The sequence below is a fragment of the Micromonospora ferruginea genome, from assembly GCF_013694245.2.
Lineage (GTDB): Bacteria > Actinomycetota > Actinomycetes > Mycobacteriales > Micromonosporaceae > Micromonospora > Micromonospora robiginosa.
Genome location: NZ_CP059322.2, coordinates 1,476,591 through 1,488,798, shown reverse-complemented (window position 1 = coordinate 1,488,798; position 12,208 = coordinate 1,476,591). Strand labels below are relative to the sequence as shown.

Annotated in this window: 12 protein-coding genes; 6 read left to right on the top strand and 6 right to left on the bottom strand. The window is 72.5% G+C overall.

Annotation, left to right across the window (positions count from 1 at the left end; translation table 11 throughout):
• The first annotated feature begins 15 nt into the window (after positions 1 to 15).
• Positions 16 to 537, top strand: coding sequence for an RICIN domain-containing protein (locus tag H1D33_RS06540; protein ID WP_181568928.1), 522 nt, complete (start codon positions 16 to 18; stop codon positions 535 to 537).
• Between the two features lie 53 nt (positions 538 to 590).
• Here the strand turns inward: H1D33_RS06540 and H1D33_RS06535 are convergent, their stop codons facing one another.
• Together H1D33_RS06535 and H1D33_RS06530 are read right to left on the bottom strand one after the other, a co-directional pair.
• Positions 591 to 2,780, bottom strand: coding sequence for a carbohydrate-binding module family 20 domain-containing protein (locus tag H1D33_RS06535; protein ID WP_181568929.1), 2,190 nt, complete (start codon positions 2,778 to 2,780; stop codon positions 591 to 593).
• A 301-nt stretch (positions 2,781 to 3,081) separates the two neighbouring features.
• On the bottom strand, positions 3,082 to 3,771 hold the full coding sequence (locus H1D33_RS06530) for a hypothetical protein (RefSeq protein ID WP_181568930.1): 690 nt from the start codon (positions 3,769 to 3,771) through the stop codon (positions 3,082 to 3,084).
• Positions 3,772 to 3,907: 136 nt separating this feature from the next.
• On the opposite strand from H1D33_RS06530, the gene H1D33_RS06525 reads away from it, so the two are divergent.
• Together H1D33_RS06525 and H1D33_RS06520 are read left to right on the top strand one after the other, a co-directional pair.
• On the top strand, positions 3,908 to 5,071 hold the full coding sequence (locus tag H1D33_RS06525) for a sensor histidine kinase (RefSeq protein ID WP_181568931.1): 1,164 nt from the start codon (positions 3,908 to 3,910) through the stop codon (positions 5,069 to 5,071).
• Positions 5,050 to 5,742 carry a response regulator gene (locus H1D33_RS06520; RefSeq protein WP_220138689.1) on the top strand — a complete coding sequence of 231 codons (693 nt, stop codon included), beginning with the start codon at positions 5,050 to 5,052 and terminating at the stop codon, positions 5,740 to 5,742. The genes H1D33_RS06525 and H1D33_RS06520 overlap by 22 nt, the downstream gene beginning before the upstream one ends.
• Positions 5,743 to 5,818: 76 nt before the next feature.
• On the opposite strand, the gene katG is transcribed toward H1D33_RS06520, so the two are convergent.
• The 4 genes from katG to H1D33_RS06500 form a co-directional block, all read right to left on the bottom strand.
• Positions 5,819 to 8,095, bottom strand: coding sequence for a catalase/peroxidase HPI (katG, locus tag H1D33_RS06515; RefSeq protein WP_181568933.1), 2,277 nt, complete (start codon positions 8,093 to 8,095; stop codon positions 5,819 to 5,821).
• A gap of 43 nt (positions 8,096 to 8,138) precedes the next feature.
• Positions 8,139 to 8,567: a Fur family transcriptional regulator gene (locus H1D33_RS06510; RefSeq protein ID WP_181568934.1), complete on the bottom strand. Its 429-nt coding sequence runs from the start codon at positions 8,565 to 8,567 to the stop codon at positions 8,139 to 8,141.
• A gap of 118 nt (positions 8,568 to 8,685) precedes the next feature.
• Positions 8,686 to 9,690: a glycoside hydrolase family 11 protein gene (locus tag H1D33_RS06505; protein WP_246411599.1), complete on the bottom strand. Its 1,005-nt coding sequence runs from the start codon at positions 9,688 to 9,690 to the stop codon at positions 8,686 to 8,688.
• Positions 9,691 to 10,064: 374 nt separating this feature from the next.
• Positions 10,065 to 10,853 (bottom strand): nucleotidyltransferase domain-containing protein, encoded by a 789-nt coding sequence (locus tag H1D33_RS06500; protein WP_181568935.1) that lies wholly within the window; start codon positions 10,851 to 10,853, stop codon positions 10,065 to 10,067.
• Between the two features lie 85 nt (positions 10,854 to 10,938).
• Here H1D33_RS06500 and H1D33_RS06495 point away from each other — a divergent pair, with 85 nt between their 5' ends.
• Genes H1D33_RS06495 through H1D33_RS06485 form a run of 3 tightly spaced genes read left to right on the top strand, consistent with a single transcriptional unit; the run spans position 10,939 to position 12,159 of the window.
• Positions 10,939 to 11,292 carry an ArsR/SmtB family transcription factor gene (locus tag H1D33_RS06495; protein WP_181568936.1) on the top strand — a complete coding sequence of 118 codons (354 nt, stop codon included), beginning with the start codon at positions 10,939 to 10,941 and terminating at the stop codon, positions 11,290 to 11,292.
• A complete protein-coding gene (locus H1D33_RS06490) occupies positions 11,289 to 11,744 on the top strand; it encodes an SRPBCC family protein (RefSeq protein WP_181568937.1) in 456 nt (151 codons plus the stop codon). The genes H1D33_RS06495 and H1D33_RS06490 overlap by 4 nt, the downstream gene beginning before the upstream one ends.
• Positions 11,737 to 12,159, top strand: coding sequence for a DUF6069 family protein (locus H1D33_RS06485; protein WP_181568938.1), 423 nt, complete (start codon positions 11,737 to 11,739; stop codon positions 12,157 to 12,159). The genes H1D33_RS06490 and H1D33_RS06485 overlap by 8 nt, the downstream gene beginning before the upstream one ends.
• The last annotated feature ends 49 nt before the right edge of the window (positions 12,160 to 12,208 follow it).

The window sequence follows — 12,208 nt, the reverse complement described above, 5'->3', positions numbered from 1 at the left end:
AAGGGAGAAACGGCAATGATCAGAAGCAGGGTCGGCGGAGTGCTGGCGGCGGGCGTGCTGGCCACCGGGCTCGGGGCGGTCCTCGCCCCGCCGGCGCAGGCGGCGAGCGGCTACTACGGCATCGTCAACTACGGCAGCGGGAAGTGCCTGGAGGTGGACCGGTTCGGCGCGCCCTCGTCGCTGGGCGGGCTGGTCGTGCAGCGGACCTGCGACGGGCAGGCCGTGCAGCACTGGTCGCCGGTGGGCCAGAGCCCCTACACGTTCGTCAACCGGTTCAGCGGCATGTGCGTGGACGTCCGCAACGGGGTCAACGCCGACGGCACGCCGTTGCAGCAGTGGGCGTGCACCGGGACGACGAGCATGAAGTGGACGGTGAACCCGAACTCCTTCAGCGGGGTGCACCAGATCAAGTCCCAGGTCGGCGGCCGGTGCATGGACGTGCGCGCCGGCTCGACCAGCGACGGCGCGACCGTGCAGATCTACCACTGCACCGGGTTCGGCAACCCGGCGCAGGTCTGGTCCTTCTCGCCGGTCTGACCGGTGGGCGCGGCCCGTCCCCCTTCCCCGGGGACGGGCCGCGCCGGATCCGGTCAGCGCCAGGTGTCGGTGGCGGCGCGGGTGCCGCCGGCCGGCGTGGTGAAACTGCGGTTGGCACCGGACTCCCAGGTCACCGAGCCGTCCGGGTTCCGCTTCACGTACTTGTACTCGACCACGGTGTTCGGCGGCAGGTCGACCGTGCCCCGCCACACCGGGTAGCTGGCCGCGGAGAGCGCGAACCCGTTCGCCGGGTTCCACCCGCCCAGCGCCGCGACGTTGCCGACCACGAACACGTTCTGGCCGTACGCCGTGGTCGCGGTGACCGCGAACGAGCTGGCCACCGCCGTCGACACGGTGTCGCCGCGGAACGTCTCGGTCACCGCGTACGTGCCGGACGCCGGCGTGGTGAGACTCCGGTTCGCGCCGGACTCCCAGGTGACCGCGCCGGAAGCGGTCAGCTTGACGAACTTGTACTCGACCGCCGTGGAGCGGGGCAGGTCGACGGTGGCACGGTAGGTGCCACCGCCCTGCGCGGTGAGCTTGACCCCGTTGGCCGGCGCCCACGAGCCCAGCTCGGGGACGCTGCCGACGACGTACACGTCCTGGCCGGCGGCCGGGGTGGCGCTCACGGTGAACGTGGTGGCGACCCGGTCGGTGGGGTTGGTGGTGGGCGACGCGGTCGGGGACGCGGTCGGCGAGGCGGTCGGCGACGGGCCGGTGCCGGGCCGCGCGCCGACGTGCACCGCGACCGCCCCGTTGGCGGGGATGGTGACGGCGGCCCGGCCGCCGGCGACGGTCACCGTGGCGCCGGTGCAGCCGTTCGCGGTGGCGGTGCCGGAGATGACGTCGCAGTAGCTGCCGTCGGCCAGCCCGGTGGTGAACGTGGCGGTGGTCGCGGAGCCGGAGTCGTTGATGCCGATCCAGGCCCGGTCGCCCCGGTGGAAGCCGATGACGTTGCTGTTCACCGTGGTGAAGTCCGAGACCGTCTTCACCGGGCGGGCGGTGTTGGCCCAGCCGACCATGCCCTTGATGCCGGGGCTGCGGGTCAGGCAGTTCCAGGCCGCGCCGCAGGCCGTGTCGGTGACCCGCCCGGCGCCGTCGCTCGGCGGTGACTGGTTGCGGTTCGACCAGGTGAAGCTGTCGTAGACCGACGGCTTGCCGTGCGGGTACGCCAGTGCGAAGTAGTTGGCGAGCACGTAGTCGCTGCCGTTCTTGTACGACAGCACCACGCCGTCCCGCTCCAGGTCGTGGTTGGTGACCATGGCGAAGACGTTGGCGCTCGGCGCGTCGAGGTTCCAGTTCGGCACGTTGGCCAGCGTGGAGACGGAGCCGAGGAACGCCGAACGGATGCCCTTGGCGTACCCGAAGTCGAGCACGTCGCCGTTGCCGATGAACGCCCGGGCCTGCAACGCCGGGTTGCTGGCGCCGTCGAAGATCTCCTGGGCGACGTAGGGGCGCCGGCCCTCGGCGACGGTGTTGTCCAGCTTGCCGATGATGGCCGCGAAGTCGTCCTTGCGCACGTGCTTGACCGCGTCCACCCGGAACCCGTCGACGCCGAGGCCGATCAGGTCGTTCAGGTAGCCGGCGATCTTGTTGCGGACGGCCTCCTTCTCGGTGTACAGGTCGGACAGGGACAGCAGCTCGCAGCTCGTCACCTGGGCCTCGTTGTTCCAGTCGGAGATGCCGCCGCCGGTGGGGCAGTTGTCGCCCGGGCGGTGGAAGTCCCCGCTGCCGTACGGCACGGCCGGGTAGCTGTAGCCGGAGAACTCGGTGCCGGCGTAGCCCCGCGTGCCGGCCGGGTTGTTGGTGCCGGCCATGTGGTTGACCACCGCGTCGACGTAGACCCGCACGCCGGCGGCGTGGCAGGTGGTGACCATGGCGGCGAACTGCTGCCGGTTGCCGAACCGGCTGTCCAGCTTGTACGACACCGGCTGGTACACCTCGTACCAGGGGTGCACGCCGTCGGGGCTGTTCGGCAGGCTGACCGACTCCTGCGGCGGGGCGACCTGCACCGCGCCGTAGCCGGCGGGTCCGAGATGGTCGGTGCAGGCGGCGGCGATCGAGGGCCAGTTCCATTCCCAGAGGTTGGCGGTCACCTCGCTGTCGTTCAGGGCGACGGCGGCACGGGCGGGGGTGGCGGTGGTGGTGGCGGCGACGACGGCGGTGCCGCCGGTCGCGACGAGCGCGGCGGCGAGCAGCAGGCGGCCGACGCGCCGACGCGGGTGTGGCCTGGCGAATTCCATGGCAGGGGGACCTCTTCCGGGTGCTCGAAAGGGTGCGCGGGGGATGGACGGCCGTCCGGGTAGCGAACACCATGCGCGATCCATGAAAGTCTTTGCAATACCTTGCGGCAAAGTTTTCGAAACCCGCGCGCAACAGTCACCCCCTTGAATGATTGCTGAGCAGCGAGAATCCCTTCCGGACCGCCCTGAACTTGGGACACCCTCTCCCGTCGAGTGGGAGGACCTTGACTCACCCCGGGACCCGCTCGTAAGTTCCCTACAAAGTTTGCGAGCCTTGCGGCCCGAACCCGGTCACCGTCCGTCATCGACAGGACGGCCGTCCGCCGGCACGGGCGCGCCGTCGCCGGACGACCACGCCGACCACGTTCAGGGCGACGCCCCACAACAGCGCCGCGCTCACCCACCGCGCCCAGTCCGGCGCCTCGGCGAGAACTCCCCGCATCGCCCCGTACGGGGTGAGCCGGTCCCGGGCCGCACCCCACGGCGTGAGCAGCGCGTACGCCCCGAGCGGCAACACGATCGTGGCCAGGCAGCCCCACGCCGGCCGGGCGACCAGCAGACCCAGCCCGGTGCCGACGAGCTGCGCCAGCACCTGCACCAGGACCCCCGCCACCGCGACCCCGCCGACGTGCGCCCACGGGTCCGGCGCGGTGGAGCCGGACGCGGCCAGCGCGACGAGGACGATCGCGTCGCCGACCAGTCCCGCCGCCACGGCGATCACCGTCGCCCCGGCGAGCGTGGGCAGCACCCGCGCGCCGGGTGCCCGCCGGAGGTCGGCGGCGAGCAGCACCCCGACGAACGGCAGCGGCACGGAGAGGAACGCGTGCACCGGCTCGCCGAACGCGACGGCGGTGCGCTCGGCGGGCGGGAGCCCGACCACCAGCGCCACCGCGGCGAGGGCACCCGCACCGACCGTCACCAGCAGCAGGATCCGGCGGCCCCGGGTCCCGGCCGCACGCCGCAGCGTGCCGGCGATCGTCTCGTTCGTCATCGCGTGTTCCTCCCGTGGTCAGGTCGACCCGGCCGAGGATCGCCGAGGGGCACGCGCCGGCGCACGGGCCGGAGGATCCGCCCGTCCCCCTACTTTGGTAGCTGGCGCGCCGCCGCGTACCGCCTAGGCTGCCGGCATGGCCGCCGCGCTGTTCGCCCTGCTCGTGCCGGACCCGACGAGCGACCGGGCGGTCGCGCGCCACCGACTCGCCGACGCCGTGGCGGTCACCGTGGCGCTGGGGTACGGCCTGACGATGCTGCGGATCGGGGACGCCACCGCGGCCGGCGCGGCGATCCCGTGGCCGGTCGACGTGCTGATCGGCCTGCTCTGCGCCGTGCCGCTGCTCTTCCGGCGACGCCGGCCGGTGGCCGTGCTGGCGGCGCTGCTGCCGTTCGGCGTGATCTCGGTGACCGCGACCGGGCCGATCCTGGTCGCGCTGTTCACCGCGGCGATCCGCCGCCGGGCCCGGTTGGTGTTCACGCTGGGCGCGGTGCACGTCGGCACCGGCGTGGTCTACTTCCTGCTCCAGCAGGACCCGCCGTACCCGGTCTGGGTGGACGTCGTGCTGCGCGCGGTGACCGGCGCGGCGGCGATCGGCTGGGGTCAGTTCGTGCGGGCCTACCGGCGGCTCACCGAGTCGCTGCGCGCGCACGCCGCCCGGTTGCAGGCCGAGCAGCACCTGCGCGTCGACCAGGCCCGGCTCACCGAACGCGCCCGGATCGCCCGGGAGATGCACGACGTGCTGGCCCACCGGATGTCGTTGATCAGCCTGCACGCGGGCGCGCTGGAGGTGCGCACCGACGCCCGGCCCGACGAGATCGCGATCGCGGCCGGCGCGATCCGCTCCAGCGCGCACGAGGCGCTGGAGGAGCTGCGGGCCGTGGTCGGCGTCGCGAACCGGCCGGAACCGCCGCAGCCCGGCCTCGCCGACGTGCCGGACCTGGTGGCCAGCGCCCGCGCGGCCGGCATGCGGGTCGAGTTCGCCGACGAGGTGACGGCCGACGATCCACCGACGATGGTGGGGCGGACGGTCTACCGGATCGCGCAGGAGGCGCTGACCAACGCCCGCAGGCACGGCAGCGACGCCAGCGCGGCGATCCGGCTGGCCGGCGGGCCCGGCGACGGGCTGCGCGTCGTCGTGGTCAACCCGTCCTCGGGTACGGGCGGGTCGGCCGACCGCCCCGGCGGGATGGGGCTCGTCGGCATCGGCGAGCGGGTGGCGCTGGCCGGTGGCCGGGTGAGCCACGGCGCGCGGGGTGGCGAGTACCGGCTGGAGGCGTGGCTGCCGTGGCAGACCTGAGCGGCGATCCCGGAGGGCGGCCGATCCGGCTGGCCGTGGTGGACGACGACCCGCTGGTCCGGGCCGGGCTGCGCATCCTGGTCGGCGGGTCGCCCGACATCGAGGTGGTCGCCGAGGCGGCCGACGGCGCGCAGGCGGTGTCGATGGCCCAGGCGCACTGGCCGGACGTCATCCTCATGGACGTCCGGATGCCTCGCCTCGACGGGCTGGCCGCGACCCGCCGGATCCGGTCCCGACCGGGCGCGCCGGAGGTCATCGTGCTGACCACGTTCGACGCCGACGAGTACGTGCTGGACGCGCTTCGCGGCGGCGCGTGCGGATTCCTGCTCAAGGACACCCCGCCGCGGGAGATCCTCGCCGCCGTCCGGACCGTCGCCGCGGGCGCGGCGATCCTGTCCCCCACGGTCGTCCGGCGGCTGATCGACCACGTCGCGGACCCGGCCGCGGGGAGCCGCCGGGCACGCGCGCGGGACGGCCTGGCCGCGCTCACCGACCGGGAGCGGGACGTGGCGGTGCTGGTCGGCCAGGGCCGGTCGAACGCCGAGATCGCCGCCGGACTGGGCATGGGCGTGCCGACGGTGAAGGGGCACGTGTCGCGGCTGCTGGCCAAGCTGGGGCTGAACAACCGGGTGCAGATCGCCCTGCTCGTGCACGACGCCGAGCTGCTCTGAGCCGCGCCGTGACGACGGGACGAGCCCCGGTCGATCCGCGCGGGATCGGCCGGGGCTCGTGCGGTGGAACGGCGGATCAGACCAGGTCGAACCGGTCCAGCTCCATCACCTTGGTCCAGGCGGCGACGAAGTCGGTCACGAACTTCTCCCGCGCGTCCTCGCTGGCGTAGACCTCGGCGAGCGCCCGCAGTTGCGAGTTCGAGCCGAAGATGAGGTCGACCGCGGTGGCGGTCCACTTCACCTGGTCGGTGGCCAGGTCCCGGATCTCGTAGACGTGCTCCGCGGACTCCGACGCCCTCCACCGGGTGCCCGGGGAGAGCAGGTTGGCGAAGAAGTCGTTGGTCAGCACGCCCGGCCGGTCGGTGAGCACGCCGTGGGTGGCGCCACCGACGTTGTTGCCGAGGGCGCGCAGGCCGCCGACGAGCACGGTCATCTCCGGCGCGGTCAGGCCGAGCATGTACGCGCGGTCGACGAGCAGCACCTCCGGCTCGGTCTTCTCGCCCGGCCGCAGGTAGTTGCGGAAGCCGTCGGCGCGCGGCTCCATCACCCGGAACGACTCGACGTCGGTCTGCTCCTGGGTGGCGTCGGTGCGGCCCGGCCGGAACGGCACGGTCACCTCGACGCCGGCGTCGCGCGCCGCCTTCTCGACCGCAGCCGAGCCGGCCAGCACGATCAGGTCCGCCAGCGAGATCTGGGCGCCACCGGCGGAGTTGAACTCCTGCTGGACGCCCTCCAGGGTGGCCAGCACGGTGGCGAGCTGCTCGGGCTGGTTGACCTCCCAGTTGCGCTGCGGCTCCAGCCGGATCCGCGCGCCGTTGGCGCCACCGCGCTTGTCGGTGGAGCGGTAGCTCGCGGCCGAGGCCCAGGCGGTGGAGACCAACTGGGCGGTGGTGAGACCGGAGTCGAGCACCTTCGCCTTGAGCGCGGCGACGTCGGCGTCACCGACCAGCTCGCGGCCGGCGGCCGGCACCGGGTCCTGCCAGAGCTGGGCCTCCGGGACCCACGGGCCGAGGAAGCGGCTGACCGGACCCATGTCGCGGTGCAGCAGCTTGTACCAGGCCTTGGCGAACGCCAGCGCGAACTCGTCCGGGTGCTCCAGGAAACGCCGCGAGATCTTCTCGTACGCCGGGTCGACGCGCAGCGACAGGTCGGTCGTCAGCATCGTCGGCCGGTGCTTGCGCGACGGGTCGTGGGCGTCCGGGATGATCGCCTCGGCGTCCTTGGCCACCCACTGCTTGGCCCCGCCGGGGCTGGTGGTCAGCTCCCACTCGTAGCCGAAGAGGATCTCGAAGAAGCGGTTGCTCCACTCGGTCGGCCGGTCGGTCCAGGTGACCTCCAGGCCGCTGGTGATCGTGTCGCCGCCCTTGCCGCTGCCGTGGGTGCTCAGCCAGCCGAGGCCCTGCGCCTCCAGCGGGGCGCCCTCGGGCTCCGGGCCGACGTGGTCGTCGGCGACGCCCGCGCCGTGGGTCTTGCCGAACGTGTGACCGCCGGCGATGAGGGCGACCGTCTCCTCGTCGTTCATCGCCATCCGGCGGAACGTCTCCCGGATGAAGTGCGCCGCCGCGGCCGGGTCCGCGTTGCCGCGCGGGCCCTCCGGGTTGACGTAGATGAGGCCCATCTCGGTGGCGCCGACGCCGGCCGCCATCTCCTTCTCGGAGGCGTAGCGCTCGTCGCCGAGCCAGGTGTCCTCCGGGCCCCAGAAGATCTCCTCGGGCTCCCAGACGTCCTCGCGGCCGAAGCCGAAGCCGAAGGTCTTGAAGCCCATCGACTCCAGCGCGACGTTGCCGGCGAGCACCAGCAGGTCGGCCCAGGAGATCTTCTGGCCGTACTTCTGCTTGACCGGCCAGAGCAGCCGGCGGGCCTTGTCCAGGTTGGCGTTGTCCGGCCAACTGTTGAGCGGGGCGAAGCGCTGGCCGCCGTCGCCGGCGCCGCCGCGGCCGTCCTCGATCCGGTAGGTGCCGGCGGCGTGCCAGCTCATCCGGATCATCAGGCCGCCGTAGTGGCCGAAGTCGGCCGGCCACCACTCCTGCGAGGTGGTGAGGACCTGGGTGATGTCCCGCTTGAGCGCCTCGACGTCGAGCGTGGCGAACTCCCGCGCGTAGCTGAACTCGGGCCCGAGCGGGTTGCCCTTGGACGAGTGGGCGTGCAGCACGGACAGGTCGAGCTGGTTGGGCCACCAGTCGCGGTTGGTGCGCGGGCGGCCACCGGTCTTCGGCGTCGGCGAGTCGATCGCCGGGTTCTCGCTCTCGCTGCCCTGCGCGGTCACCGAGTCGTGCGCGACCGGGCAGCCGGCCGCCTCCTTGGCGTCCACGCCCTGGGCGCTGACGGGCCCGTTGTCCTGGGTCTCGCTCATCTGTTTCCTTCCGAACTGGCGGATCACTGGCCGAACTGGCGGATCAGTGGGCGGTGCGGTCGGTCGCGCAGTCGGGGCAGGTGCCCCAGTAGACGACCTCCGCCTCGTCGACCACGAAGCCGTGGTCGTCGGAGGCGGTGAGGCAGGGGGCGTGACCGACGGCGCACTCCACGTCGGCGATCGCGCCGCACGAGCGGCAGACGATGTGGTGGTGGTTGTCGCCCACCCGTGACTCGTAGCGGGCGACGGCGCCGGCCGGCTGGATGCGCCGCACCAGACCGGCCTCGGTGAGTGCCCGGAGCACGTCGTAGACCGCCTGGTGGGAGACCGTCGGCTGGTCCGCCCGGACCAACGCGATCACGGTGTCGGTGTCGACGTGCGGGTGGTCCCGCAGGGCGGCGAGCACCGCCAGGCGGGGCCGGGTCACGCGCAACGAGACCGCCCGCAACTGGGTCTCGAAGTCGGACGTCATGAGTCGACCCTAGTCGACTCTTCTGGAATGAATCAAGTTTCCGCCCGGGTGTGTCGGCCGACACACGCGACGGTGGGGGCACCGCGGTCGCGGTGCCCCCACCGGGGAGAAGCCCAGCTCAGCTTGTCGAACAGGTCGCCGTCGGCGTGGTGTTGTTGCCGTTCTTGTAGAGCGTGATGCCGAAGTTGTTGCCGTTGCCGTTGGGACGCGCGGTGAGCGTGCCGCTGGTGCCGCTGACCGACGCGTTCCAGCTGTTCTGCAGGCTCTGCCCGCCCTGGGTCTGGATCCGGACCGTCCAGTTGCTGCTGCCGCTGACCGAGAACGTGGTGTTGAACCGGTCGCTCCAGTCCTCGGCCCGGTTCACGCTGACCGTGCAGCCGCCGCCGTTGTTGGGCGGCGGGGTGGTCGGGTTGGAGCCGCCGGAGCTGTCCACGGTGATGTTGGAGTTCCCGCTGCTCTGGTAGCCCTCGGTGGCCAGGATCTGGTAGTCGTGGTTGCCGAGGTTCATGCCGAGCCGGGACCAGGCGCTGAAGTGGTTGCCGGCGCTGATCGTGCCGCCGACGCGCTTCGACTGCCGGACGCTCCAGTACTGGTAGAAGGTCTGGGTGCCGTCGATCGAGGGCGCGTTGACCCGCTGGGTGCGGTAGATGTCGTACGTGCCGCCGTCGCTGCTCACCGTGCCCATGAAGCCGCTGCCCGGCGGGCGCCAACTGCCCCAGCTGTCGACGATGTAGTACTCGACGAGGGGGCTGCGGGTCCACCCGTAGAGGGTGAGGTAGGCGTTGCCGGACGGGTTGAAGCTGCCGGAGTAGGTGACGTTGCGGGCCGTGCCGGGCTTCCAGCCCTTGCCGGCCACGAAGTTGTTGATGCCGCTCCACTGGGTGCTGTACTGACCGCCGTTCCCCATCGTCATGGAGACGTTGCCACTGTCCTTCCAGAAGGAGAAGAAGTAGCCGTTGTTGGTGCCGGTCTGGTTCGACGTGACGGTCGTGTCGGCGTAGGCCGGACCGGACAGGACCGCGGTCGTGCCGGCGGCGGCGAGCGCCACCGCGCAGGCGCCGCCGAGGAGCATCCTGAGGCGTCCGCGCCTGCGGCTGCCCGAGCGGACGGGGGCGTCGTTCATGGGCGAGTTTCCTCCCTGTGGTGGCTGGCGCGCGGCCGATTTTCATAGAGGTGGGTCGATGGCAAGTATTGGAGTCGCCGGTTCACCGTGTCAACAACTTCCGGAAACATCGTGGAAACCGGCGGCGATCCGACCCGGCCGACGAACTCACATATTTCCTGCACAGAGCGCTGTGAAGCGCTTCGACACTCGGCGAACTTCGCGCTGGAGCGGCCATTGCCGATTGCCAAGAAAGCGTTGTCACCGAAACTTTCGGAAGGTTTTCGGGCCAGGTGCAGCGCTACCGGCGCCCGCGCCTTCGGTCGACTGCCCGCCCTGGCCGCCGCGCTCGGCGCACCTCCGGCCCGGTCGTAGCGCTTCCCGTCGCCGGCAGATCAGCGGACGTGGCCCCGCGCGTCCGCCTCGGCGGCGAGGACGGCCGCGCTCACCTCGCGCACGAACGCCGGCGCGTCGCCGTGCGGGCCGGAGTCGTCGTCCCGGCCGGAGTCGTACCACCAGTCGCGGGCCCAGCCGATGAGGTCCGCCCGGTGCGGAAACGCGGCGGCGGTCGGGGCGGCGGCCTGCCGCTTGGACAATTGCCGGCCGCACCGGAGGCGTTGGTAGGCCCGGCACAGGGTGAGCACCGCGTAGGACCGGGCCCCCGGCGTGGTCATCCCGGTCACCCACTCCGGCCAGTCCCGGACGTGGTCCAGCAGGGCCGTGCGCACGAGAGCGGGGTCGATCGCCGGCAACAGCGCGTCGGGCGCCGGGCCGAGCAGCGGACGACCGTGGTCGCGCACCGACGCCCAGGTGACGACGCGGTGGCGGGTGGCGGGCAGCAGGTGCAGCAGCTCGCCGGGGCTGACCCGGGCGATCACGTGCCTGCGGTCCGGCGAGCCCGTGCCGGCGTGACGGACCGCCGCCGGCGAGACGTACTCCACCTCGACCCGGCCGACCCAACCCGGATGCCGCCGGTCCAGGCCGCCGTGCAGCCCGGCGAGCACGGCGAGGAGTTCCTCGTCCGGATCGCGGTCGAGCACCGCGAGCAGGTCGAGGTCGCTGCGCGCCGGGGCGAAGTCGCCGGCCACGAGCGAGCCGTGCGCGTAGAGGCCGATCAGCCGGCCGGGCAGCGCGTCCGCCCAGGCGGTACGCAGGTCGGCCAGCACCGTTTCGGGTGGGGTCATCGCGCCATCCTGCCCGACACCGGCGGTCGATCGGATCGGCGTGTCGACGTTGAACCGATGGGTTCAGTGTCATAAGGTGAACCACGTGGTTCAGCAAGAGATCCTCAACCGGGTGTTCGCCAGCCTGGCCGACCCCACCCGGCGCGACATCCTCGTCCGCCTCGGCGCCGGCCCGGCCACCATCAGCGAGCTGACCGAGCCCACCGGAATGAGCCTCACCGGCATGAAGAAGCACGTCCAGGCGCTGGAGAACGCCGGCCTGGTGGTGACGCGCAAGGTCGGCCGGTCCCGGCAGTGCCACCTCGCCGACGCGCCGCTGGACGACGCGATGGCCTGGATCGGCTTCTACCAGCGGCTCTGGGCACGCCGCCTGGACGGCCTGGACGCCTACTTCACGCTCCGACCCGACCGCACCGACCCGAAGGACCCGGACACATGACCATCGACATGCGGATGACCCGGCAGCTCCCCGCCTCCCCCGAGGAGGTCTTCGACGCCTACACCGACGCCGAGAAGCAGAAGATCTGGTTCAGCATCCTCGACGAGGAGCCGGGCATCGTGGAGATCGACGTGGACCTGCGGGTCGGCGGGAAGCAGACCGCGGTGTGGGGGCCGTCGCCCGACATGCTGTTCCGCGAGACGCAGACGTTCCTGGAGATCGAACGGCCGCGCCGACTGGTCACCGAGTCGGTCGGCAGCAGCCCCGACGGGGAGACGATGACCACCCACATCGAGATCACCTTCGAGGAGCGGGACGGCGGCACGCTGATGACCGTGGTGCAGAGCGGCTTCCCGACGCCCGAGGTGCGCGACTTCTTCGCCGGCGAGGCGTGGAGCGGCGCGCTGGACCGCGTCGAGGCCTACCTGGCGCGGGAGCGATCGCGTGGCTGACCTGCCGCGCGCGGCGGTCGTCGCGTTGGCCACCGTCGCGGCGGTGGTCGTCAACCTGGTCGTCTACGCGGTCGGCCGGGCCGCCGGCGGCACGTTCCGGTTCACCGCCGCGAGCGGGCCGGCCGAGGTGAACGCCGTGACGGTCGCGGCGTTCAGCGCGCTGCCGCTGCTGGTCGGGCTCACCGCCGTGGCGCTGCTGGCGCCCCGGTTCGGCTGGGTGGTCCGGGCCGCGTCGATCGTCGGCCCGGCGCTCGCGGTGCTCACCGTCGTCGCGATGACGCTCCCCACCGACCTGGACGCCACCAGCAAGGCCACGCTCGCCGGGTGCCACCTGACGCTCGTGCCGATCATCCTGGTCGCGGTGGCCGCGCTCGGTCGGCGTACCCCGGTCGGCCCGGACGCGGTGGCGGCCTGAACGGACGGTCGGACCGCCGGGCGGACGTGACCGGGAGCCGGCCCGCCCG

Coding starts and splice junctions, on each gene's coding strand:
- H1D33_RS06500 (WP_181568935.1), bottom strand. CDS start 10,853: ATGACCCCACCCGAAACGGTGCTGGCCGACCTGCGTACCGCCTGGGCG.
- H1D33_RS06540 (WP_181568928.1), top strand. CDS start 16: ATGATCAGAAGCAGGGTCGGCGGAGTGCTGGCGGCGGGCGTGCTGGCC.
- katG (WP_181568933.1), bottom strand. CDS start 8,095: ATGAGCGAGACCCAGGACAACGGGCCCGTCAGCGCCCAGGGCGTGGAC.
- H1D33_RS06535 (WP_181568929.1), bottom strand. CDS start 2,780: ATGGAATTCGCCAGGCCACACCCGCGTCGGCGCGTCGGCCGCCTGCTG.
- H1D33_RS06510 (WP_181568934.1), bottom strand. CDS start 8,567: ATGACGTCCGACTTCGAGACCCAGTTGCGGGCGGTCTCGTTGCGCGTG.
- H1D33_RS06530 (WP_181568930.1), bottom strand. CDS start 3,771: ATGACGAACGAGACGATCGCCGGCACGCTGCGGCGTGCGGCCGGGACC.
- H1D33_RS06525 (WP_181568931.1), top strand. CDS start 3,908: ATGGCCGCCGCGCTGTTCGCCCTGCTCGTGCCGGACCCGACGAGCGAC.
- H1D33_RS06505 (WP_246411599.1), bottom strand. CDS start 9,690: ATGAACGACGCCCCCGTCCGCTCGGGCAGCCGCAGGCGCGGACGCCTC.
- H1D33_RS06490 (WP_181568937.1), top strand. CDS start 11,289: ATGACCATCGACATGCGGATGACCCGGCAGCTCCCCGCCTCCCCCGAG.